This is a genomic window from Sphingobium indicum B90A (assembly GCF_000264945.2).
Lineage (GTDB): Bacteria > Pseudomonadota > Alphaproteobacteria > Sphingomonadales > Sphingomonadaceae > Sphingobium > Sphingobium indicum.
On record NZ_CP013070.1, the window covers coordinates 1485838 to 1507980 of the forward strand.

The 22143-nt window shown below is 68.6% G+C and carries 20 protein-coding genes and 1 tRNA gene; 7 read left to right on the top strand and 14 right to left on the bottom strand.

What is annotated here, in order from left to right; translation table 11 throughout:
• Nucleotides 1–81: 81 nt before the first annotated feature.
• The 12 genes from SIDU_RS07195 to SIDU_RS07250 all read right to left on the bottom strand — a co-directional run bounded on the left by SIDU_RS07195 (nt 82) and on the right by SIDU_RS07250 (nt 15488).
• The gene (locus tag SIDU_RS07195; protein WP_007687012.1) at nt 82–1977 is read right to left on the bottom strand and encodes an XrtA/PEP-CTERM system amidotransferase; all 1896 of its coding nucleotides are present in this window, start codon (nt 1975–1977) and stop codon (nt 82–84) included.
• Between the two features lie 10 nt (nt 1978–1987).
• Nucleotides 1988–3508, bottom strand: a complete 1521-nt coding sequence (gene xrtA, locus SIDU_RS07200) for an exosortase A (protein WP_007687010.1) — start codon at nt 3506–3508, stop codon at nt 1988–1990.
• Nucleotides 3508–4737, bottom strand: coding sequence for a TIGR03087 family PEP-CTERM/XrtA system glycosyltransferase (locus SIDU_RS07205; RefSeq protein WP_007687009.1), 1230 nt, complete (start codon nt 4735–4737; stop codon nt 3508–3510). Before SIDU_RS07205 ends, xrtA begins: the two co-directional genes overlap by 1 nt.
• On the bottom strand, nt 4734–5795 hold the full coding sequence (locus SIDU_RS07210; RefSeq protein WP_007687007.1) for a FemAB family XrtA/PEP-CTERM system-associated protein: 1062 nt from the start codon (nt 5793–5795) through the stop codon (nt 4734–4736). The genes SIDU_RS07205 and SIDU_RS07210 overlap by 4 nt, the downstream gene beginning before the upstream one ends.
• Nucleotides 5792–6637, bottom strand: coding sequence for an XrtA system polysaccharide deacetylase (locus SIDU_RS07215; RefSeq protein ID WP_007687005.1), 846 nt, complete (start codon nt 6635–6637; stop codon nt 5792–5794). The genes SIDU_RS07210 and SIDU_RS07215 overlap by 4 nt, the downstream gene beginning before the upstream one ends.
• Nucleotides 6638–6645: 8 nt before the next feature.
• Entirely contained in the window at nt 6646–7881 is a 1236-nt protein-coding gene (locus SIDU_RS07220; RefSeq protein WP_007687003.1) for an XrtA/PEP-CTERM system-associated ATPase, read from the bottom strand.
• A 30-nt stretch (nt 7882–7911) separates the two neighbouring features.
• On the bottom strand, nt 7912–9498 hold the full coding sequence (locus SIDU_RS07225) for a hypothetical protein (RefSeq protein ID WP_073507129.1): 1587 nt from the start codon (nt 9496–9498) through the stop codon (nt 7912–7914).
• Nucleotides 9498–10430, bottom strand: a complete 933-nt coding sequence (locus tag SIDU_RS07230; protein ID WP_007682848.1) for a P-loop NTPase — start codon at nt 10428–10430, stop codon at nt 9498–9500. Before SIDU_RS07230 ends, SIDU_RS07225 begins: the two co-directional genes overlap by 1 nt.
• 13 nt (nt 10431–10443) lie before the next feature.
• Nucleotides 10444–11955, bottom strand: coding sequence for an XrtA system polysaccharide chain length determinant (locus tag SIDU_RS07235; protein WP_007682846.1), 1512 nt, complete (start codon nt 11953–11955; stop codon nt 10444–10446).
• Nucleotide 11956: 1 nt separating this feature from the next.
• Entirely contained in the window at nt 11957–12601 is a 645-nt protein-coding gene (locus SIDU_RS07240; protein ID WP_007682845.1) for an XrtA/PEP-CTERM system exopolysaccharide export protein, read from the bottom strand.
• Between the two features lie 146 nt (nt 12602–12747).
• Nucleotides 12748–13980 carry a pyridoxal-dependent decarboxylase, exosortase A system-associated gene (locus tag SIDU_RS07245; protein ID WP_007682844.1) on the bottom strand — a complete coding sequence of 411 codons (1233 nt, stop codon included), beginning with the start codon at nt 13978–13980 and terminating at the stop codon, nt 12748–12750.
• A complete protein-coding gene (locus SIDU_RS07250; RefSeq protein ID WP_007682843.1) occupies nt 13977–15488 on the bottom strand; it encodes an acyl-CoA ligase (AMP-forming), exosortase A system-associated in 1512 nt (503 codons plus the stop codon). Before SIDU_RS07250 ends, SIDU_RS07245 begins: the two co-directional genes overlap by 4 nt.
• 88 nt (nt 15489–15576) lie before the next feature.
• On the opposite strand from SIDU_RS07250, the gene SIDU_RS07255 reads away from it, so the two are divergent.
• Nucleotides 15577–16584: a GNAT family N-acetyltransferase gene (locus SIDU_RS07255; RefSeq protein WP_007682842.1), complete on the top strand. Its 1008-nt coding sequence runs from the start codon at nt 15577–15579 to the stop codon at nt 16582–16584.
• A gap of 28 nt (nt 16585–16612) precedes the next feature.
• Nucleotides 16613–16903 (top strand): acyl carrier protein, encoded by a 291-nt coding sequence (locus tag SIDU_RS07260; protein WP_007682841.1) that lies wholly within the window; start codon nt 16613–16615, stop codon nt 16901–16903.
• 25 nt (nt 16904–16928) lie between these two features.
• On the opposite strand, the gene SIDU_RS07265 is transcribed toward SIDU_RS07260, so the two are convergent.
• Nucleotides 16929–17579 carry an MOSC domain-containing protein gene (locus SIDU_RS07265; protein WP_021223977.1) on the bottom strand — a complete coding sequence of 217 codons (651 nt, stop codon included), beginning with the start codon at nt 17577–17579 and terminating at the stop codon, nt 16929–16931.
• Nucleotides 17580–17636: 57 nt separating this feature from the next.
• Nucleotides 17637–17855 (bottom strand): hypervirulence associated TUDOR domain-containing protein, encoded by a 219-nt coding sequence (locus SIDU_RS07270; RefSeq protein ID WP_007682839.1) that lies wholly within the window; start codon nt 17853–17855, stop codon nt 17637–17639.
• Between the two features lie 124 nt (nt 17856–17979).
• Between SIDU_RS07270 and SIDU_RS07275 the strand changes: the two genes are divergently transcribed.
• The 5 genes from SIDU_RS07275 to SIDU_RS07295 all read left to right on the top strand — a co-directional run bounded on the left by SIDU_RS07275 (nt 17980) and on the right by SIDU_RS07295 (nt 21888).
• The gene (locus SIDU_RS07275) at nt 17980–19158 is read left to right on the top strand and encodes a glycosyltransferase family 4 protein (protein WP_007682837.1); all 1179 of its coding nucleotides are present in this window, start codon (nt 17980–17982) and stop codon (nt 19156–19158) included.
• A 28-nt stretch (nt 19159–19186) separates the two neighbouring features.
• On the top strand, nt 19187–20497 hold the full coding sequence (locus tag SIDU_RS07280) for a replication-associated recombination protein A (protein WP_007682835.1): 1311 nt from the start codon (nt 19187–19189) through the stop codon (nt 20495–20497).
• Entirely contained in the window at nt 20494–21354 is an 861-nt protein-coding gene (locus tag SIDU_RS07285; protein ID WP_007682833.1) for a hypothetical protein, read from the top strand. The genes SIDU_RS07280 and SIDU_RS07285 overlap by 4 nt, the downstream gene beginning before the upstream one ends.
• A gap of 31 nt (nt 21355–21385) precedes the next feature.
• Nucleotides 21386–21460 (top strand) — tRNA-Thr (locus SIDU_RS07290).
• 35 nt (nt 21461–21495) lie between these two features.
• Nucleotides 21496–21888, top strand: coding sequence for a YkvA family protein (locus SIDU_RS07295; protein ID WP_007682830.1), 393 nt, complete (start codon nt 21496–21498; stop codon nt 21886–21888).
• Nucleotides 21889–22143 lie beyond the last annotated feature (255 nt).

Consider the following 22143-nt stretch of genomic DNA (forward strand, 5'->3'; position numbering starts at 1 on the left):
CAGGAACCCGGTTCAGGCGCCGCGATCTTGTGCAGCGACGGGACTGGACGCCTGCCTTCGCAGAAGCATCTGGCGCAACGATCAAAGGCTGAACAACCGCGCCAAAGCCTTGTCCAGCATCAGCAACTGCCACAGCAGCCGCCCGTGATCCGCCAGCCCGGCCTTGTGATCCGCCGCCACCTTGCCCAGCATCCGCGCATCGAACCAGCCGGTCTTCGCCAAGGCCGATCCTCCCGCGATCGCCGTCGCCTCCCCGGCGAGCGGCCCCCTGAACCAGGCGCTGATCGGCGTGACGAAGCCCATTTTCGGGCGATAGAGTATGTCCTGCGGCAGGAATGGCTCCATCGCCTTCTTCATGAGGTACTTGCCGCTGTTCCCGCGAATCCGCTGCGCCACGGGCAGCCGCGCCGCGAACTCCACCAGCCGATGATCCAGCAACGGCTCCCGCGCCTCCAGGCTGACGGCCATGCTCATCCGGTCGGTCTTGGTCAATATGTCGCCGGGCAGCCAGATGCGGATGTCGGCATATTGCGCCCGGTCCAGCGGATCGCGCGCCGGCGCCTCCGCCATCATCCTGACATAGCGATCCTCCGCCCGATAGGCGCCGAGCCGCGCCTTCATGTCCGCGCTGAACAGACGCTGCCGCAGCGCATGGGGCGTAACCCCGACCGACGCGGCATAGGCTTCCCCGCCCTCCCCCGCCAGTTCCAGCAGGGTCGACTTCGCGCGCAGGGGCCGGGGCGCCCAGTCGGCCTTGGGATAGTAGCGGCCCAATGTCCCGAACAGCGGCCGCCGCACCGAAGCGGGGATCAGGCCGCGCAGCCTTTCCCCCTGCATCTGGAACCGATGCCGCCTGTAGCCGGCAAAGGCCTCGTCCGCGCCGTCGCCGGAAAGCGCCACCGTCACCTTCTCCCGCGCCAGTTCGCACACCCGGTAGGTCGGCAGCGCGGAGGCGTCGGCAAAGGGCTCGTCGAAATGCAGCGCCAGCGTGTCGATCAGCCCATAATCGTCGGGCGACACGATGCGGGTGCGATGGTCGGTGGCGAAGCGCCGCGCCACCCTGTCGGCATAGGCGGTCTCGTCCAGTTCCCTGACGTCGAAGCCGATGGTGCAGGTCTTGACCGCCTGTTTCGACGCCTCCGCCATCAGCGCGACCACGCTGCTGCTGTCCACCCCGCCCGACAGGAACGCGCCCAAAGGCACGTCCGCCACCATGCGGGACCGCACGGCCTGCCGCATCAGCGCGACCATTTCCTCCTCCAGCGCCTCCGGCCTCGCCCGGCTGCGGTCGGCGAAGCTGACGTCCCAATAGCGCTGCGGCTGCGGCAGCGGCCGCCCGCGCACGATGCGCAGCGTCTCGCCCGCGCCCAGCTTGCGCACGCCCGCCACCATGCAGGCGTCGTCGGGCACATAGCCATAGGCGAGATAATCCTCGACCGCCGACAGGTCCGGCGCCCGGCGCAGCAACGGATGGGCGAGCAGGCTCTTGAGTTCCGACCCGAAGATCAGGCTGCCGTCGGACAGCAGCGCATAATACAGCGGCTTCACCCCCAGCCTGTCGCGCACCAGCCACAGCGCCTGCGCCCGCGCATCGAACAGGGCGAAGGCGAACATGCCGTTGAACTTCTCGACGCAGGCCTCGCCCCATTGGCGATAGCCGTGCAGGATGACCTCCGTGTCGCTCCGCGTGCGGAAGACATGGCCCTTGGCCTCCAGTTCCGCCCTGACCTCCATGAAATTGTAGATTTCGCCGTTGAACACGACGGCCAGGCTGTCATCCTCCGTCAGCATGGGCTGGGTGCCGCTGCCCAGGTCGATGATCGACAGGCGCAGATGGCCCAGCCCCACCCCCGGCGCGGTCCACACGCCGCTGTCGTCCGGCCCGCGCCACGGCATGGCGTCCAGCATCAGCCCGACCCGCGCCGGATCGACCGGCTTGGCCGTTTCTAGATGGAAAATGCCCGCAATTCCGCACATGCGAAGGGTCTTAGCGGGTTCCAAGGCTGCGGTCAGCCAAATCCTTCACATCGCCCAGATCATGCAGGAAAGCGGCGATGGCGGCATCGGCGGAACGCCCCGCCCGTTCCTCCGCCGAAACCATGATGGCGGCGGCGCGCCGGTCGCCGCCCAGCAGGCGCGCCTTCATCGTCGCCAGCTTGACCAGATGGGCGCTGCCGGTGGGTCTGCCCCCGCCGACGACGTAGAAGCTGACGACATGGCGCACCACGCGGCCGGGGCCGGTGATCTGCTCGCCCCGCGCATCGCCGGGCGCGGGGGCGGGCTGCGACCAGGTCCATCCGCTGTCGGCGCCGGCCGCGCCCTGGCCGAAGCCGACCAGTTCGCGCCCCTCGTCCTGCCGGTCGAACGTCGCGATGGCGAGATCGACGACCTGCCCCTTGGCATCGCCATATCGCGCCATGGCCAGATGATCGGCGCCGTCGAAGCGCGGCTGCCAGGGCCGAAGCGGCGGCTCGTCGCTTCGGACCCAACCCTTGACCTGCGGCATCGCGGGCGCGCCGGGCAGGGGCTGGCCCGCCGCCGCGCTCGCCGCCAGCCAGAGCGGCGCGGCCACGATCATCGCCAGCGCGACGCCCGCGACGGCGCCCGTCGCAGAATGGCCCTTATGGCGCAGATCTTCAGGATCGAACCAGGGGTCGCCGGGCTGCCGGTCGAAAAAGGGCCAGGCGATCGCCATCACCACGATCATGATGACGGCGAAGAACAGCCAGCCATAGACCACATGGTCGAAGCCCGCCGCCGCATCGATGGTGGTCACTTCCGCGACGAAGATGGTGGCGAAGGCCCGCACGCCGTTCGCCAATATGGACAGGGAGAGCGCGCCGACCATGAAGGCGACCCGCCGCCTCCAGCTGGTGAAGCAGACATTGCAGACCAGCAGGCCATAGGCGGTCATGGCGATCACGAACTTCGCGCCGGAACAGGCCTCCGCCACCTCGAAATAACCATTGGGCGTGGTGATGAATATGCCCTGCATCTGCGCGGGAACGCCGGTCAGGCCGAGCAGGATCATGCTGATATGCGCCGTCGCCAGTTGCAGGGGCGCGACGATCTCCTCGCCGAAGGGCACCATGAAAAAGGCGTAGAACAGGGGAAACAGCAGCGCCCGCGCCACGGCCGGTCCCAGCAGGGCGATCACCGAACCCTGCAACATCATCACCAGCGCGCCATGGCGGACCACGGCGACGCCCGCCGCCGCGCCCAGCATCCAGGCGAAAGCGCCCAGCCCCAGCCAGAGCAGCCCCGGCGCCCAGGCGGAAGGCTCCAGCCGGCGCAGGCCCGGAAGGCGCTGCTGCACCAGCCATGCGACCAGGATCGGAACGAACAGGCAATGGCCATAGGTCGACGCGTTCCACCAGATCGCGACCATGCCCAGCAGGTCGCGGTGGAACAGCGCCAGGATCGTGCAGGCGACGATGGCGAGCGCGGTCAGATGACCGCGCCAGCCCGACAGCTTCACCTCCGGCCGCATGGGAAGCGCGTCTTCCATCAGGCGGCCCTCATGCCGCCGACGCCGGGCGATCCGAACAGCATGTCCGGCAGCGCCGCCAGCGTCGCCGACCAGCGGTAGCGCTCCTCCATCCGGCATCGCGCCGCATGGCCAATCCGCGCGGCGCGCTCCGGGTCGGATAGCAGGGCAAGCACCTCCTCCGCCTCCTGCGCGGGGTCGGCGGCGATCAGCAGATGCTCGCCGTCGCGGGCGTCTATCCCCTCGGCGGCCTGCGGCGATGCGACCACGGGCCGCGCCATGGCCATCGCCTCCAGCACCTTGTTCTGGATGCCGCGCGCGATCCGCAGCGGCGCCACCACCGCGTCCGCCGCCGCCAGCCAGCCGCGCACGTCGGGCACGGCGCCGGTCACGACCACGCCGGGCAGGGCCGCCAGCGCCTGCACCGATTTCGCGGGATTGCGCCCGACAATGGCGAAGATCGCATCCGGACGGCGGGCGCGGATGGCGGGCAGGGTTTCGCGGGCGAAGCTCTCCACCGCCTCGGCATTGGGGCGATAGTCCATCTGCCCGGTGAAGACGAGCAGCCGCCCCTCCGGCCGGTCCACGGCGGGGAAATCCGCCAAGGGATCGAAAAAGTCCAGCGCCACGCCATTGTCGACGCCGACGATGCGGTCAGGCCCCAGCCCGCTCGCCCGCCGGAACAGCGCCGCCTCCGCTTCGCTGACGAAGGCGCAGAGGTCGGCCCGCTCCGCGACCTTCCGCTCGAAATCCAGCAGCGCGCGCCCCTCCCGCCGGTTGATCCAGGCCATGGGGCCGAAGCCTTGCGCGCCATAGGCCGCATATTTGGCCGAATCGAAATCCACGAAATCCATGACGAAGCGCACCCCCTCCGGCAGCGCGGGCACGAAATGCGCCATTTGCGCCGAATAGGCGGCGACCGCCGCGATGGGACGCTCCGCCAGCGTCTTCGCGACCCAGCGATGCAGGCCGGGATGATCGAACAGCGAAACCAGCAGGGGCTGCCCCTTCGCCAGCCCTTTCAGGCCCGCCGCGATGCGCGAACGGTCGCGCATCAGCACGCATTGGCTGGCGGTCATCTTCGCCATGTCCGGCGCAAAGCCCATGTCCCGCGCATCGTCGGCAAAGCAGCCGACATGGACCGGCGCGATCTCCGCCATCCGCTCCAGCAGGTGATAGGACCGGATCTTGTCGCCCCGATCCGGCGGAAAGGGGATGCGATGGCAGAGGAAGAGTATCTCCCCCCTCACCCCAGCCCCCGCGCGATGAACGGTCCGATGAGGTTCGCGACCGGCAGGGGCAGCTTCTTCCAGAGGTCGATCCGCCGCTGGTGGCGCGGGCTGTCGGGATTGACGTCCCGCCGCTCGCCCGTGGCCGACCAGCCATGATAGGAAAGCGGCGCGGGATCGAAGCCGAAGCTCCTTTTCCACGCCGCCTGGCCGCTGCCCGTCCTGGACCGGCCGAAGTCGAAGACGCGCATGCCCCGCGCCCGGCCATGGCCCATCAGCCGGTAGTACATGAGTTCATTGGACCGCAGCCGCCGCGCATCCGCGATCCCGCCGCCCCAGAAGGGCATGACCCGCCCTTGGTGATAGAGGGTCAGCACCGCGGAGACCGGCCGCTCGCCCTCATGGACCACCAATATGTCCGCATCCTCGCCAAAGGCCGCCAGCACCTCCCGGAACAGCCGCGCCGGGAAGACCGGCGTGCCGAGATTGCGCACGTTTTCCGAATAGACGCGGTAATGCGCCCGTCGATGCCGCGCATCCCGCCCGATCTCGACGCGCAGCGCGTCATTGGCCAGCGCCTTGCGCAATTCCGCCCGATGCTTGCGCGGCACGGCCAGCAGTTCTGCCTCGTCGTCCGCCGCGATGGGGCGGGCGAAGCCGACATGGCTGCCCTCATGCAGCGTCCAGCCCTCGCCCGGCGCCGGACCGCCGCGAATCTCCACAGACGCGATGCCGCCGTCCCGCGCCATGCCCTGGCAGGCGGCGGCCAGCGCGGGCACCGCCGCCGGGTCGCTGGCGAGAATCCCGCCGTCGACGGCAAAACCCGACGACACCAGGGCCTGCCCGAACAGGGCGCTGCGCACATGATGCAGCGGCAGCAACCCCGCAATCTCCCCCGAAGGCGCGACGGCGGCCAGCATATGCGCCCGGTTGCCCGTCCCCCGCTCCACGCCCGTCAACCAGGCCGGCCGGTGGAAGGGCGTCCCCTGCGGATGCGCCATCACGAAGCCGTCCGCGGCATCCCGCTGCGCCGGATCGGCAAGGTTCAGTCTGGTGACGAGCATCTCCCCCGCCATCATGCCGCCCGCTCCGCTTCTTGCGCCGCCAGCGCATCCACGCGGGTCCAGGAAAAATCCCGCGTCAGGCGGCGCAGCTTGGCCGCCATGACCGACAGGTTGCTGTAATGCCGCACCCGCGATCGCAGGGGCGCGCCCTGGACGCGGGGCTGTTCGGCGTCGATCTCCCAGGGATGGAAATAGATGATCGCCGGTCGCCCGTCCCGCTGGTTCACCTGCCGGATCGCCCAGCGCGAAAAGCCATAGGGCAGCAGACGGAAGAAGCCGCCGCCCCCCGCCGCCAGCGTCCGGCCCGCGAACCTCGCGGTGGTCACGGGCAGTTCGACCAGCGGCGATCCCTCGACCGGCCGCCAGGCGAAGCGCGGGCTTTCGGGCCAGCCATAATGATCGTGCCGGACCGGCGCGACGCTGCTGGAATAGGCATAGCCCTCCTCCGCCAGCACCTCATGCGCCCAGGGATTGCGCCGGTCGATGGAAAAGCTGGGCGCGCGATAGCCGGTCACCGCCTGCCCGGTCGCATCCTCCAATATCGCCCGCGACCGGCGCAGGTCGGCGCGAAACTGCGCCCCGTCGAAGGTGAAGACCCGCTTGTGGTCATAGCCGTGGCTGGCGACCTCATGCCCCGCATCGACGATGCGCCGCATCAGCGCCGGATAGCGTTCCGCCACCCAGCCGAGCGTGAAGAAGGTCGCCTTGACCCCCGCCTCCTCGAACAGCGCCAGCACCGCATCGGTGTTGCCCTCGACGCGATGGGCCAGGCCCGCCCAATCCTCGCGCCGGATCGTGCGCTCGAAGGCGCCGACCTGGAACCAGTCCTCGACGTCGACGGATAGGGCGTTCAGCATGGGTCCGGTCAGGCGGCGGCGCTTTGCTGCGCCTCGCCCAGCTTTTCCTCGCGCTCGACCCATTCGACCAGCAGCGTCAGCACCCGGCGCAGCGCCGTATCCTGCTCCGTGACGCGGAACTCCAGCGTGGAAAGCCGCTCCTCGACCAGGGTGAAGCAGTCCTTGAGCGCTTCGGGATCGACGCTCGGCGCGCTGCGGGCAAAGTCGTTCTCGGCCCGAAGCGTGTCGATCTCCGCCCGCAGGGAGGCGATCTCCTCCAGCAGGTCCGCGGCCGGATCGGGCCTGGCCGCCCTCAACGCCTCGACCTCGGCGCGCAGGGACGCAACCTCCTCCGAAACCGCGGGATCGGCCGCAAGGGGCGCTGCGGCGGGCATGTCCGCCAGTTCCTCCGCATCGTCCAGCACGCTGGGCGCCATCGGTTCCGGCGTCACGTCGGCGTCCGCGCCCATGTCGCTCACCACGGCATAGACCACCTCGGCATCGATCACCGAAAGCCGGTCCAGCGCGCCCAGCAGCAGCACGCGGCTCACCAGCACGTTGATCCGGCGCGGCACGCCGCCGGTCGCGGCATAGATGGCGGCAAAGGCCTCCGGCGTGAATTGCGGATCGCCCTGCCAGCCGACCAGCGACAGGCGATGCAGGATATAGGGTTCGACCTCCCGCCGCATCATCGGGTCGAGATGATGGGTGGCGATCACGCGCTGGCGAAGCTGCTCCAGTTCCGGCGACTTCAGCAGGTCGCGAAATTCCGGCTGGCCCAGCAGGAATATCTGCAACAGCGACTGCCCGCCCAACTGGAAGTTGGAGAGCATGCGCAATTCCTCGATGGCGGAGATCGGCAGGTTCTGCGCCTCGTCCACGATCAGCAGCGACCGCTTGCCCGCCCGCGCCTGCGCATGGAGCCAGCCCTCGATCTGCTTCAAGATCTGCGCCTTGGGGCTCCCGTCGACCGCCAGGCCGAAGCTCTGCGCGGCCAGGCGCAGCATGTCGTCGCCCTCGACCTGCGTGGACACGATCTTCACCGCCGTCAGCCGCGAAGGGTCGATGGTGTTCATGAGGTGCCCGACCAGCGTCGTCTTGCCCGCGCCGATGTCGCCGGTGATGACGATGAAGCCCTCCCCCTGCGCCAGGCCATAGCCCAGATAGGACAGCGCCTTGCGGTGCGTCGCGCTCTCGAAATAGAAATGCGGGTCCGGCGTCAGCTGGAACGGGCGTCCCTGCAATCCGTAGAACTGATCGTACATGTCCATCTCTCCACCCGACCGGGCATTGGCTTAAAATGTGTAGCGAAGGCCCAACTGGCCCATGGCGTTGATGACGGCGTCCAGATCGTCCGCCTTGGCGCTGTCGAGGCCGACCGAAGCCGACGCCTGCAAATTGCGCGTGACCAGCCGGTAATAGCTGGCGAAGGCGCCCAGGTTCAGCACGTCCAGCCGGTTGCCGCTGGCGTCGAAATAATTGGCGTAGACCGCCGTATCGATGCTCGACCGGCTGTCGACGCGATAGGTGAGCGAGGCGTTGCCGTACCAGTTCTGGTCCCGCGAGCCGCGCACCAGCACGGTCTCGCCCGAAGGCGTCACGAACTTGCGCTGCGAATAGCCGGCGCCGATGCCCATCCCCCATGGCCCGCGTTCGGCCGCGAACTGGGCCGCGACGCCGCGATAGCGGAAATTCACCCCCGTGACCCCGGCCAGCGCGTCGTTGAAGCACTGCCCGCCGCCGGTGGTGGAGAAGGCGCAGCCGGTGAAGTCGCCGGTGAAGGGGTTGCGCACGATGTCGAGGTCGCTGCCCGAAAGCGCCGCCACGTCGGATGTGATGACCCGCCCGAAGCTGTCGATGCCGTCGAACACCACCAGCGCGAAGGACTTGTCGCGCCCCTGCCAGATGAAGCTGCCCGAATAGGTCATGCCGCCATAGCGTTCGCCCACCCGCGCGGTCAGCGACGTGCGGTGGCTCGGCCGCCACAGCACGCCGACATCCCAGATGATGTCGTCGAAATCGTAGATCAGCTGGCGCGGCGATCCTTCGTCGGTGACGTAGCGGCCGCTGGAGGAGATCACCGGCACGCCGTTGCCGTCCAGCAGGGGCGAACGCTGGCTGATCTCGATCTTCTCGTAACCCACGCCGCCGATCAGGGCGAGCGTGGGCGACACCGGCAGGGTCGCGTCCAGCCGCGCCCATTCGTCCTCGAACCGCTGGTCGAGCTGGCTCGCATCCTCCCGGCCATAGCCCGCGCTGGCGACGAGGCCCAACGGCATCCACACGCCCGGCCCCACGCCCACCGATCCCATCAGGTCATGGGTGGTGGACTCGGCAAATCCGTTCCCCAGCGGCGCGCCGGGGAAGTCGACATTCACGTCATCCTCCAGCCGCGCATAGCCGAGGCGATAGGACAGGCCGATGTCCAGGTCGCCCAGCCGCGTGACATAGGACGGCCCGACATAGCCGGCATAGACCTGGCTGCTATAGCCGTCGTTGCGCACCGACGCGCCCGACAGCCCGTCCGTCCGCACCCGCGCCGCAAGGCCGCCCGCGTTCAGCGTCAGCCCGCGCGCCAGGCCATATTGGCCGCTGACGATGCCGCTGATGACGTCCTGGTCGCTAAGGTCGCCGCCCCAGCCGAAGCTGTGCGCATATTGCAGGTCGGCGGAGGCCTCCAGCCGCCGCGTCTGGATGCTGGCGGTCACGCCCGCGGTGACGTTGGTATAGGTCAGCACGTCGCCGCCGCCCTGGATCGGCGCGACCACGACCTGGTCGATGCCCAGATAGGGCGCGACGTCGACCTTGCGTTCCCCGTCCTGCGCAAGGGCGGGCGAGGCCAGGGCGACGGCCGCGAGAATAAGGGCGATGCGAGAGATCATCAGCCCGCATGCTCCCCGTCATGGCCCTGGGCATAATAGCCGCCGAAACGGCGCCCGCCGGTGGCGAAGTTCACGCCGTTGAGGAGCAGCTTCACCTTGGACGCGCCCTTGAGCAGCCCGGCCGCGTCGCGCAGCGCGCCTTCGGTCGTCCTGTCCGCCCGCACGACCAGCAGCGCGAGGGCGGCATGACCGGCCAGCACCGCCGCCGGAGACGCCGCCAGCAAGGGCGGCGAATCGAACAGGACGATGCGGTCGGGCCGCCCCTCGGTCAGCCGGTCCAGCAGCATTTCCGTCCGCGCGGAGGCGAGATATTCGGTGTCGTTGTTGCTCCGCTGCCCGGCCGGAAGGACGGAGAGCGAGGGAATGTCGGTGCGCAGCACGCAATCCTCTATGGCCACCGCCGGATCGGCCAGCGCGTCCATCAGGCCCGGCCCCGCCGCTAGGCCCAGCGCCTGCGGAATGCCGGGCTTGCCGAAATCGGCGTCGACCAGCAGGATTTCGCGATCCTTTTCCGCCGCCAGGCTGAGCGCCAGGTTGATCGCGCAGAAGCTCTTTCCTTCCCCGCTATGGGCGGAACAGACCAGCACCCGGTTGCCCCGCGCATTGCCCGCCAGTTCAGCCAGCAGGTCGCGCTTGAGCAGCCGGAACTCCTCGCTCATCGCGGTGACGGGGCCGTCGGGCAGCAGATAGCCCGCCTCGACCAGCGCGATGCGGTCGATCGGCTGCACCGGCCCCATCCAGTCCGGGGCGCGATGGGCGGGGACCGGCGTTTCGGCGGCGGCGGGCGCGGGTTGCGCGATCTCCACCACCGGCTCGCCCTCCGGCACCTCCACCGCCGGCGCGGCGCGCCCGCGCAGGGCCGCGCTGAAATCGTAGATTTCGGTCGCCCGCTCGATCAGCGATCCGCCGGAAAGGGACTTGTGCTTGTTCATCTCCGGTCCCTCCTCAGGCCAGCCCGCGCTGGACGAATTCGATGACGATCAGCAACAGGCACAGCGCCGCAAGGCCGCCGCTGGCGCCCGCAAACCACTTCATCCGCTGCCTTTCCGCCGCAAGTTGCGCCGCGTTGACGGTCTGGCTGATCGATCCGATCACGCAGGCGCCCAGCGCCTTTTCCAGCCGCGCCGCATTGGGGAAGCCGCCCTTCAGCTGCGCCGCGGCAAAGGCCGTGCCGATGCCCGCGCCCAGCCCCAGGACCAGCACGCCCAACAGCAGCAGCGGCCGGTTGGGCGCGGCCGGAGCGGTCGGCAGGCTGGGGGGATTGACGATGCGGAACTGGACCGATCCGGTCTCCGACTTCACGTCGCCGCGCAGGCGGATTTCCTCGCGGTCGGCCAGCATCTTGTCATATTGGGTCTTGAGCACCTGATAGTCGCGGTCCAGCCGTTCCTGCTCGGCGGCAAGACCCGGTTCGTCCGTCTGGCGGGATGCCATGGCGTTCAGGTCCGCCTGCAACTGCGCCTTGCGGGCGGAAAGCCCCTGCACCGTCGCGGCGCGTTCCGCCTGCATCGACCGGATCGAAAGATAGGCCGGGTTGGGCGTGCCCGCCCCGCCGCCGCCGCCCTGCCCGCGCAGCAGGTCCACCTGCCGCTGGGCCGCGATCACGTCCGGATGGCTGTTGGTGAAGCCCCGCGCCCGCATGGAGGCAAGGTCCGCCTGCGCCTGCGCCAGGGCCGAGGGAGCGCCCGAAGCGCCCACGCCCGGCAGCGTCTGCGGCGTGCCCGCCAATTGCCCGTTCATCGCCGCCAATGCGCTCTGCGCCTGCACAAGCTGCGATTCGATGCTGTTGATCTCCGACCGGGCGGCGTCCATGCGCTGGCCGATGGAGCCTGCGCCCGGCAACATGCCCGCATAGCGCTGCTCGAATTCCACGCGGCGCTGTTCGGCGGCGGCAAGCTGCTTGCCCCGCGCCGCCAGTTGCTGGTCCAGGAAGGCAAGGCTCTGGCTCGTCTCCACCTTGTCGGAGGACAGGTTGGTTTCCTGGAATATGTCGACCAGCTTCTGCACGATCTGCTGGGAAATGCGCGCATTGGCGCCGTCCGACAGGCCCGAATCGGCCCATGTGGCGCTGATGTCGATCATGCTGGGGTCAAGCTGCGCCATGACGGTGATCGTCTCGCGCAGCCTGGTGATCTTCGCCGCCAGGTCGCGCGGCCCGTCGACCGTCCGGTTGAGATCGGTCTCCTTCACCACCCGTTCCAGATTGGCCGTGCTGGCCAGGGTCTGGCGCAGGCGGTCCAGGTCCTGCTGCGCCTGGACCTGGGTGATGCCCACCTTGTCCTCCAGCAGCGACTGGGTGTTCACATAGACACGCGCCTTGGATTCATAGCTGTTGGGGATGAGCGCCACGCCCAGCCAGCCAGCCAGGCACACGCCCCAGGCCACGCCCAGCGCCAGCCAGCGGCGGAGCCAGAGGCCATGCAGGATGACCAGCAGTTCGTCGACCAGCGCCGCCATGTCAGAACATGCTTTCGGGAATGATGATGACGTCGCCGGGCGCCAGCATGACGTTCGCCTTGCTGTCCCCGCGCTTCAGCAGGTCGCCGATGCGGACCTGATATTCCTGCTGCTTGCCGGTTTCCTTGTTGAAGCGGACCAGCTTCGCCCTGTTGCCCGCCGCATATTCGGAAAGGCCGCCGACGGAGATCATCGCGTCGAGCAGCGTCATATTGGCGCGATAGGGGATGGAGGCGGGCTTTTCGGTCGCGCCCACGATCCGCACCTGCTGGCTGAAAGTGCCGGAAAAATTGTTGACGATCACCGACACCAGCGGATTTTCGATATATTTGCCCAGCGCCACCTTCAGGTCGTCGGCCAGTTGCCGGGGCGTCTTGCCGACCGCCGGCATGTCGGAAATCAGCGGCGTGGTGATGCGCCCGTCGGGCCGCACCTGCACCTTCGCGCCCAGGTCGGGATTGCGCCAGACGAAGATGGTGAGGTCGTCGAGCGGGCCGATCACATATTCCTCGCCCGGCCCCTCCTGCGTCGAAACGAAGGACGCCGGCGGCAGGTTGGGCGCGCCCCCGCCCGAAGCGCAGCCCGAAAGAGCCAGAGCCGGCAGGGACACGCCGATCAACGCGCGGGAAAGTGACAGGAAACGCATAGATTCACCCCTTTTCGCGGCCGCGCCGACAACCGCCAAGGGGAGGCGCCGGCAACCGTCGAGCATTCAGCTTCGACGGCCTTCTTGCCCCCAAAGGGTAAAAATAGCGTTAGGAGTTAAGTTATTGGCAAATCAGTTGATTAAAATCAGCCGATCAGCAGTTCCCGAGGCGCCGGGTGACCCAGAAAAGCAGCCGGACTGGCCGAGGCGCCATAGGCCCCCGCCAGGAAGATCGCGACCAGGTCGCCCTCCTCCACCGGCGGCAGCGCGACCTTGTCGCCCAGCCTGTCGATGGGCGTGCAGAGGCAACCCACGACCGTCACGCCATCCTCCGCCGGGGCTTCCCCGAAGCGATTGGCGACGGCGATGGGATAGTTGCGGCGCACCACCGTGCCGAAATTGCCGCTCGCCGCGAGTTGATGGTGCAGCCCGCCGTCGACGACGACGAAGGTTTCGCCCTGGCTTTTCTTCACATCGACGATGCTGGTGAGGTAGACCCCCGCCTCCCCCACCAGCCAGCGGCCCAGTTCCATGGCGAAGGCGCTGTCCTGCAATATGTCCGCCCGCCGGTCGAGCATCCCGCCCAGCGCATCCCCGATGGGCCGGATGTCCAGCCGTTCGTCGCCGGGGAAATAGGGAATGCCGAAGCCGCCGCCCAGATTGACCAGCGGCGGCGCCGCCCCCACCGCTTCGGACAGGCGGGCGGCGAGATCGACCGTCGCCGCCTGCGTCTCGATCAGCGCCTGCGCCCCCAGCGCCTGGCTGCCGGCGAAGATATGCCAGCCGCGCCACTCGCCCCCGGCCTCGATCACCCGGCGCGCCAGCGCCGCCGCGCGCTCCGCGTCCACGCCGAAGGGCTTGGCCCCGCCGCCCATGCGCATGCCGGACCCCTTCAGGTCGAAATCCGGGTTCACCCGCACCGCCAGCTTCGGCGTCCTGCCGCGCCGCTCCGCGAGCGCGATGGCCCGCCGCGCCTCGCCCTCCGACTCCAGGTTGATCGTCGCGCCGCTGTCTATGGCGACGATCAGTTCATCGTCGCGCTTTCCCGGCCCGGCGAAGCTGATATGGGCAGCGTCCATCCCCGCCTCCAGCGCCCGCGCCAGTTCCCCGCCCGACGCCACGTCGAATCCGTCGACCAGCTTCGCCATCCGCTCCAGCAGGGGGGCATGGGGATTGGCCTTCACCGCATAATGGAGCGACAGCGCCGCGGGCATGGCGTCGCGAAAGGCCCGCGCCTGCCCCTCTACGATGCCCATGTCATAGACGAACAGCGGCGTGTCCCCGGCCTCCTCGACCAGGCTCGCCGCGCCGCAGCCGCCGATCAGCAACATGCCCTCCTCGCCCGCGAAGAAGGGCGGGATCGGTCCCATCGGCTTCATGCCGCAAATTCCTTCGCCAGCGCCACGCGGTCGATCTTGCCATTGGGATTGCGGGGAAATTCGGACAGCATGACGATCTCTCGCGGTTGCATGAAATTGGGAAGCTCCTGCCGAAGCCGCGCCTCCACCTGCGCCTTTAGCTCCGGCGAAGCGCCGCGCAACAACAACAGCACCGCCTGCCCCAGCCGATCGTCCCGGACGCCCAGCGCCACCGCTTCGCCAATCCCCTCCACCGCGACGGCGGCTTCCTCGACCTCCGTGGGGCTGATGCGGTTGCCGGCGGACTTGATCATGGCGTCGTCGCGTCCGACGAAATAAAGCAGTCCCCGCGCATCCCGGCGGACGGTGTCGCCCGACCACACCGCCATGCCGCCATAGCGGGAGGCCGCGGGCGCAGGCCTGAACCGCTCCGCCGTGCGCGCCGGATCGCGCCAATAGCCCTGCGCCACCAGCGGCCCGCAATGCACCAGTTCGCCCGCCTCGTCGTCGCCCGCCACCGAACCGTCCTGACGAACGACCAGTATCTCCGCATGGGGAATGGCCGATCCCATGCTGTCGGGATGGCTGTCCACCAGCGCGGGCGGCAGATAGGTGGAGCGGAACGCCTCCGTCAGCCCATACATGGGGTAGAGGTCCGCCCGCGCAAACAGCGCCCGCAACTTCGCCACCAGGGGCCGCGTCAGCGCCCCTCCGCTGTTGGTGAGCCGCCTGAGCTTCGCCGCCACGTCGGCGGGCCAGTCCAGCTCGGTCAACTGCACCCAGAGCGGCGGCACCCCCGCCAGGGTGGTGATGTCCCACCGGTCCACCGCCTTCACCACGTCGCGCGGCGTCAGATAGTCGAGCGGACAGGCGCATCCGCCGGCGAACCAGGTCGAAAACAACTGGTTCTGCCCATAATCGAAGCTGAAGGGGAGCAGGCAGAGCGTCCGGTCCTCCGCCGCCAGCTTCAGATATTCCGCCACCGATACAGCGCCCAGCCAGAGATTGGCGTGGCTCAGCATCACGCCCTTGGGCCGCCCGGTCGATCCGCTGGTGTAGAGGATCGCGGCCAGTTCGTCCGGCGCGGCATGGGACGGCGCCAGCGCCTCCCCGCCGCTCATCGCGCAGGCCGCATCGTCCTCCCGGTGCAGGTCGCATCGTTCCGGCACGTCGCCCGGCGCCAGCGTCGCCAGGCGGCTGGCCGTCCCGATCAGCAGCGACGCGCCGCTGTCCGCCAATATATGCGCGACCTGCGCATGCTTGAGCAGCGGGTTGACCGGCACATGGACCAGCCCGGCGCGGGGCGCGGCGAGCGGCATCAGCGCAGCGACCGGGCCCTTTGCGACCCAGCTTGCGACTCGCGCCCCCTTTTCCAGCCCGAATCCGGCCAGCCATGCCGCCAGCCGCCCCAATGTCGCTTCCAGTTCGGCATAGCTTTGCGTGCCCGACCGCCCGTCCAGCGCGGGCCGTTCCGGGTCGCCGCGCAGCAGCAGATGGTCGATCGGCCGCACCTGCGCGCCATCGATCATGGGGGCCGCCCTGGGCGCGGGGGAATCGCTTAACTCCATCTCCAGACTTTTTTCCTAAAGGCGATGCTGTCGACGGGGAGATAATGGTTTGCTGGTCGCAAGGGAATATCGCAGCGTCGCAGATGCGCGCCAGGCCGTGGGCCCGGCGCTCGACCGCGCCTGCACGCCCTCGCTGTTCGACCGCATCGACTGGTTCGAATCGCTCCACGCGCACTGCTTTCCCGCGACGGACGTCCGCATATTCCAGGCGCTGGAGGGGGAATGCCAGGCATGGCTTTTCCTGCTCTCGCCCGGCGCGGGACGGCTCAGCGCGCTCGCCAACTGGTACAGCTTCCACTGGGCGCCGATCTTCCTCGGCCCTCCCGACGAGGCCGTGCGCCGCCGCCTGGTCGAAGTCATCGCCCAATCCCTGCTGAACGACAGCGCCCAGATCGACCTCTATCCCGTCACCGGCGCGTCGGACATGCTGCTCGACGCCTTTCGCCGCGCCGGCTGGTTCAGCGTCCGGCGGCCGATGGGCGGGCGGCACATATTGCACCTCAACGGCCGGACCTTCGCGGATTATTGGGCGCAGCGGCCCGGCCGCCTGCGCACGCTGATCGCGCGCAAGAAGCGCGCGAGCCGCTTCACCCTCAGCATCGCGGACCGGCTGACCGACGCGCTGTGGCGCGACTATGCCGCCGTGCAGGCGCGAAGCTGGAAGAAGCCGGAGGCCGATCTGCGCTTTCTCCATGCGTTGGCCCGGCGGGAAAGCGCCGCCGGCACGCTGCGCCTGGGCTTTGCGCGGCTGGAGGACCAGCCGGTGGCGACCCAGCTATGGACGGTGGAGAACGGCGTCGCCCTGATCCACAAGCTGGCCCATGACCAGGGGTTCGACGGCGCCTCCCCCGGCAGCCTGCTCAGCCATGCGATGTTCGCCCACGCCATCGATCGGGATCATGTCGCGACGATCGACTATGGAACCGGCGACAACGGCTACAAGACCGACTGGATGGAGGAGCGGGAAACGCTCCACCGGCTCGATTTCTTCAATCCCAGAAGGGCGTCGATATGGCTCCCGGCTGCGCGCGCCGCCATTTCCGCGCTTGTAGGTTAGCGGCGGAACGACTAGGTAGGCGCCCATCATGCGGGCGGACAATGCACAGCCGGTCGACCGGACCATGGATATCGAAACGATGATGCGCGCCCTGCTGCGCGACGTGCTGGTCCTGTCGCAGGACCGGGTGGACGCCTTCGATGCCGACACGCCGCTGTTCGGCGCTCTGCCCGAACTGGATTCCATGGCCGTCGCGGGCCTGCTCACCGAGATGGAGGACCGCTTCGGCATCCTGATCGAGGATGAGGATATAGACGGCGACACGTTCGAAACCTTCGGATCGCTCGTCGCCTTTGCGCGGGGGAAGACCGGGGGCTGATTCCGGCCGCCGCGCCCTTCCGCCGTCAGGCCAGTTTCCGCGCCCGCTCCCGCCATGCCTCGGCCAGCACCGGCATGTCCGCCAGCGCCCGCACGGCGTCCGGATCGCCCTTGTGCCCGCCGCCGATCAACAGCCGGAACACCCGCGCAATCGGCCATTGGGGCAAGGGCCGCTCCAGCAATTCCATCCGCGTCCCGGCTTCCGCCTCCCCCTCCCGAAGGACGCGGAAATAGATGCCGCATCGCGCCGTCCTGACGATGGTCGCCATCACGTCGCGCGCGCCGAAACGATGGTCGATCTTCCAGCAGGGCTGCCGTCCATGGCTCACCTCCACCACCGCGCCGCCCAGCGCGAAGCGGTCGCCAAGGCAGATGTCCTCCTCCGTCATCCCGCGAGACGCGATATTCTCGCCAAAGGCGCCCGGCTTCTCCAGCAGGGGATGGCCCGGCTTGCGCTCGCGCCACCAGCCATAATGGTCCTGCGGGTAGAGGTGGATCGCCTTGTCCCAGCCGCCGTGATGCACGCTGTCGGCCACGCCGTCGCCTTCCAGGCCCAGCCAGCCGATCCGCACCGCGCCCGACACCGGCCGCTTCGCGATCGCGCTATGCTCGCCGTCGCGAAAGGGGACGGGCATGCCGGTCAGCAAGGCGTCGACGGTCATGGAGCAAGCGGCCATGCCCTTCCTTGCCACGGAAGCCATGGCCGGGAAAAGGCCGCTCGGCGGGAAAAGGACTCAGGCCGGCGAAAGCTCCGAACCCAGCTTCAGCACTTCGCACCCGCTGTCGGCGGCCACCAGATAGGCGGGATCGCGGCTGGAACCGTTGCGCCTGACGACCGCGCCCTCGATGCGGCGCTCCACCTGCCGCTCGAACCGTTCCGATATTCTCCCGCGGCCGACGCCCTGCCCCCGGTTCCACTTGACCCTCGCTCCTTTGCGAAAGCTCCCGGTCATCACGCATCCTCTTCCTTTGGGAAACAACCGCGCCGGCCGGCCGTCATTGCCGCCGCCATGCAAAAATCCCGAACGGCGTCCCGGTTCCCTTGGGTTTTGCGCTTGCCTGCGTTAAGGGCGGCGGATGGATGTCACGGGGCTTCGCGTCGCACTCTTCAGCGGCAATTACAATTATGTGCGCGATGGCGCGAACCAGGCGCTCAACCGCTTCGTCGCCTATCTGCTGCGGCAGGGGGCGGCGGTGCGCGTCTATTCGCCCACCACGGACAGCCCGGCCTTCGAACCGGCGGGCGACCTGGTCAGCGCGCCTTCCGTGCCGGTGCCGGGCCGGCGCGAATATCGGATTCCCTACCGCATGTCGGGCGCGGTGCGCCGCGACCTGAGGGCCTTTCGCCCCAACCTCGTCCACGTTTCCAGCCCCGATCCGCTGGGCCATCGCGCTGTCGCCTGGGCGCGCCGCCACGGCCTGCCGGCGGTCGCATCCGTCCATACGCGCTTCGAAACATACCCGCGCTATTACGGCCTCGCCTTTCTGGAGCCGGTGATCGAATCGCTGCTCCGCCGCTTCTACCGCCGCTGCGACGCCATCGTCGCGCCGTCCGAATCGATGGCGCAGCTCCTGCGCGAACAGCGGATGAGCTATGATGTCGGCATCTGGACGCGGGGCATAGACCGGGACATCTTCCATCCGGGCCGCCGCGACATGGCCTGGCGCCGGTCGCTCGGCATCGCGGACGACGATCCGGTGATCGGCTTCATCGGCCGGCTGGTGATGGAAAAGGGCCTCGACGTCTTTTCCGACACGATCGATCATCTGGCGGCAAAGAATGTGCGGCACAAGGTGCTGGTCGTGGGCGAAGGCCCGGCGCGGCAATGGTTCGCGAACCGCCTGCCCAACGCGGTCTTCACCGGATTTCAGAAGGGCGCGGACCTTGGCCGGGCCGTCGCGGGCATGGACATGCTGTTCAACCCCAGCGTCACGGAAACCTTCGGCAACGTCACGCTGGAGGCGATGGCATGCGGCCTGCCCACCGTCGCCGCCCGCGCCACCGGCAGCGAGAGCCTGGTCGCCGACGGCGTCACCGGCCGCCTGATCCGCCCCGGAGCGATCACCGCCTTCGCCGACGCGCTGGCCGCCTATTGCACCGATCCCGCCGCCCGCGCCGCCGCCGGGGCAGCCTCCATGGGGCAAGCGGAACGCTATGGCTGGGACCAGGTGAACCAGGCGCTGGTCGACACCTATATCCGCATCATCCGCCAGCGCGAACATGGCGCGCTGGTGCGGTCCAGCCCTGTTCCCTGAAAGCCAAAGCCTTCCTATATCCGGGACAATGGCCGATCTTTTCGCTCCCGACGACATCCCCCCTGTCCCAGCCGACGCGCCGCTGGCCGACAGGCTGCGCCCGCGCGCGCTGGCGGAGGTCGTCGGCCAGGACCATCTGACCGGGCCGGAGGGGGCGATCGGCCGCATGGTCGCCGCCGGCCGCCTCTCCTCGATCATCCTCTGGGGTCCGCCGGGCACGGGCAAGACCACCATCTCCCGCCTGCTTGCCGACGCGGTGGGCATGCGTTTCGAACCGATCTCCGCCGTCTTCTCCGGCGTGGCCGACCTCAAGAAGGTCTTTGCCGCCGCGAAGGACCATGCCCGGCGGGGCGAGAAGACCCTGCTGTTCGTGGATGAGATCCACCGCTTCAACCGGGCGCAGCAGGACGGCTTCCTCCCCTTCGTGGAGGACGGCACCGTCACGCTGGTGGGCGCGACCACGGAAAATCCCAGCTTCGAACTCAACGCCGCGCTCCTCTCCCGCGCGCAGGTGCTGATCCTGCGCCGGCTGGACGCGAGCGCGCTGGAACAGTTGCTCGACCGCGCCGAAGCGCTGACCGGCCGCCCCCTGCCGCTCGACGCCGCCGCCCGCGAAGCCCTGCTCGCCAGCGCCGACGGCGACGGACGCTTCCTGCTGAACCAGGTCGAAACGCTTTATTCCATCGACCTCCCGCAGCCGCTCGATCCGGCGGGCCTTTCCGCCCTGCTCCACCGCCGCGTCGCGGTCTACGACAAGGACCGGGAGGGGCATTACAACCTCATCTCCGCGCTCCACAAAAGCCTGCGCGGTTCCGACCCGCAGGCCGCGCTCTATTATCTCGCCCGCATGCTCACCGCGGGGGAGGAGCCGCTCTACGTCCTGCGCCGCCTGGTCCGCTTCGCCGCGGAGGACATCGGCCTCGCCGACCCGCAGGCGCTGGTCCAATGCCTCGCCGCCAAGGACAGCTATGAATTTCTCGGCTCCCCCGAAGGCGAACTCGCCATCGTCCAGGCCTGCCTCTATTGCGCCACCGCGCCCAAATCCAACGCCGCCTACAGCGCCATGAAATCCGCCTGGAGGTCCGCCCGCGAGACCGGATCGCTGATGCCGCCGCAGAATATCCTGAACGCCCCGACCAGGCTCATGAAAAGCATCGGCTACGGCAAGGACTATCAGTACGACCATGACGCGCAGGACGACTTTTCCGGCGACAATTACTGGCCCGAAGAGATGCAGCCCCAGAGCTTCTACGCCCCCACCGAACGCGGCTTCGAAGCGCGCATCGCCGAACGCATGGCCTATTGGGAGCGCCTGAGGGCCGAACGCCGCCCGAAATGACGCCCCGCTTCGTCCGCTACGCCGTCATCGACTGGTCCGGCGCAAAGGGTTCGCGTCACAAGGGCATAGCCGTCGCCCTGTGCGAGGCCGGCGATGCGGCGCCCCGGCTCCAGCATCCGGACGGCGGCGGCCTCTGGTCGCGCAGCGCCGTCGCGGACTGGCTTGTCCACGCGGCGGCCGAAGCCCCGACGCTGTTCGGCTTCGATTTCAGCTTCGCCCCGCCCTATGTCGCGCGCCAGGGCTATCTGCCCGGCGACGAGGTGCCCGTCACCGGCCCCGCCTTCTGGGCCTATGTCGAGAGCATCTGCGCGGACGAAGACCTGGGCGCGGCCAGCCTGCTGGAACGCACCCACCGCCGGCATTTCTATTTCGGCAAGGCCGACGGCATCAAGGCGGACTATATGCACAACCGCGCCTGCGAGGCGCACTACAACGCGCAGGGCGGCGGCAAGCCCTCCACCGTCTATGACGCCATCGGCGCGGCGCAGGTCGCCAAGGCCAGCTTTTCAGGGATGCGCCTGCTCCACCGCGTCCATCCCCATGTCCCCATCTGGCCCTTCGACCCGCCGCCCGAAAGCGGCTCGCTGATCGTGGAAATCTATACCAGCATCGCCGCCCGCGCCGCCGGACGCCCCAGGGGCAGGGCGAAGATGCGCGACCTGCCTGCGCTGAACGACGCTCTCCTTGCCGTCGAATCGCAGCCGCATGAGGGCCTTCCCCCCGACGATCACGGCGCCGACGCGATCCTGACCGCCGCCTGGCTGCGCCGCATGGCCCCGCGCCCCGGCCTGTGGAACCCGGCGCCGCTCGATCGGAAAATCGCCGCAACAGAGGGCTGGACGTTCGGCATCATCTGATAGTAAGGCGCTCCCCGTCCGACGCGGACATGCCGGATTAGCACAGCGGTAGTGCAGCGGTTTTGTAAACCGAAGGTCGGGGGTTCGATCCCCTCATCCGGCACCATGACATTCCCGCGCCATCCGCGCTATAGTCGCCCGATGGCATATCAACGCCTGAAAAGCTGGGCCAGCGCGCTGAAGCTCGACATCATGGCCCTGTGGATCGCCGCCCGCGACAGCCGCACGCCTCTGCTCGCAAAGCTCGTCGCGGCGGGAGTCGCCGGTTTCGCGCTCAGCCCGGTCGACCTCATCCCGGACTTCATCCCGATCCTGGGCTATCTGGACGATCTCATCATCCTGCCGCTCGGCATAGCGCTGGCGATCCGCCTCATCCCCCCGCCGCTGATGACGCAGTTCCGGGCCGAAGCGCGCCGCCTGTCGGACCGTCCCCAAAGCCGCGCGGCCATGGCGGTCATTCTCCTGCTCTGGCTGGGGTCGGGGCTGGCGCTGTCGCTTTGCGCCACGCTCTGGATCGCCCGCCGCGCCCACTGATGCCATTCCATCCAGCCCGAAAAGCAAAATGGGGGCCGGCATTTCTGCCGGTCCCCACTTCCGTCGCGTCTCCCGATCCGCTTCTCTTTCAAGATGCGATCATCGGACTCGGCGTTCGATAGGTCCGCCTCAAAGGCTTTGCTATCGTTTCGGCTCCGTTCGTCCGGCCGGTCGGCCTTTCTCCCGCAGCCTGTCCTCTTTGCCCGATGCCCGACGTTCACTTTCGCGCGTACCCGGCATCATCCATTGAGAACC

Excerpts from the sequence above, each read along its gene's own strand:
- SIDU_RS07195 (WP_007687012.1), bottom strand. The coding sequence starts at position 1,977 with ATGTGCGGAATTGCGGGCATTTTCCATCTAGAAACGGCCAAGCCGGTC.
- xrtA (WP_007687010.1), bottom strand. The coding sequence starts at position 3,508 with ATGGAAGACGCGCTTCCCATGCGGCCGGAGGTGAAGCTGTCGGGCTGG.
- SIDU_RS07210 (WP_007687007.1), bottom strand. The coding sequence starts at position 5,795 with ATGATGGCGGGGGAGATGCTCGTCACCAGACTGAACCTTGCCGATCCG.
- SIDU_RS07215 (WP_007687005.1), bottom strand. The coding sequence starts at position 6,637 with ATGCTGAACGCCCTATCCGTCGACGTCGAGGACTGGTTCCAGGTCGGC.
- SIDU_RS07220 (WP_007687003.1), bottom strand. The coding sequence starts at position 7,881 with ATGTACGATCAGTTCTACGGATTGCAGGGACGCCCGTTCCAGCTGACG.
- SIDU_RS07225 (WP_073507129.1), bottom strand. The coding sequence starts at position 9,498 with ATGATCTCTCGCATCGCCCTTATTCTCGCGGCCGTCGCCCTGGCCTCG.
- SIDU_RS07230 (WP_007682848.1), bottom strand. The coding sequence starts at position 10,430 with ATGAACAAGCACAAGTCCCTTTCCGGCGGATCGCTGATCGAGCGGGCG.
- SIDU_RS07235 (WP_007682846.1), bottom strand. The coding sequence starts at position 11,955 with ATGGCGGCGCTGGTCGACGAACTGCTGGTCATCCTGCATGGCCTCTGG.
- SIDU_RS07240 (WP_007682845.1), bottom strand. The coding sequence starts at position 12,601 with ATGCGTTTCCTGTCACTTTCCCGCGCGTTGATCGGCGTGTCCCTGCCG.
- SIDU_RS07245 (WP_007682844.1), bottom strand. The coding sequence starts at position 13,980 with ATGAAGCCGATGGGACCGATCCCGCCCTTCTTCGCGGGCGAGGAGGGC.
- SIDU_RS07250 (WP_007682843.1), bottom strand. The coding sequence starts at position 15,488 with ATGATCGATGGCGCGCAGGTGCGGCCGATCGACCATCTGCTGCTGCGC.
- SIDU_RS07260 (WP_007682841.1), top strand. The coding sequence starts at position 16,613 with ATGCGGGCGGACAATGCACAGCCGGTCGACCGGACCATGGATATCGAA.
- SIDU_RS07265 (WP_021223977.1), bottom strand. The coding sequence starts at position 17,579 with ATGGCCGCTTGCTCCATGACCGTCGACGCCTTGCTGACCGGCATGCCC.
- SIDU_RS07270 (WP_007682839.1), bottom strand. The coding sequence starts at position 17,855 with ATGACCGGGAGCTTTCGCAAAGGAGCGAGGGTCAAGTGGAACCGGGGG.
- SIDU_RS07275 (WP_007682837.1), top strand. The coding sequence starts at position 17,980 with ATGGATGTCACGGGGCTTCGCGTCGCACTCTTCAGCGGCAATTACAAT.
- SIDU_RS07280 (WP_007682835.1), top strand. The coding sequence starts at position 19,187 with ATGGCCGATCTTTTCGCTCCCGACGACATCCCCCCTGTCCCAGCCGAC.
- SIDU_RS07285 (WP_007682833.1), top strand. The coding sequence starts at position 20,494 with ATGACGCCCCGCTTCGTCCGCTACGCCGTCATCGACTGGTCCGGCGCA.
- SIDU_RS07295 (WP_007682830.1), top strand. The coding sequence starts at position 21,496 with ATGGCATATCAACGCCTGAAAAGCTGGGCCAGCGCGCTGAAGCTCGAC.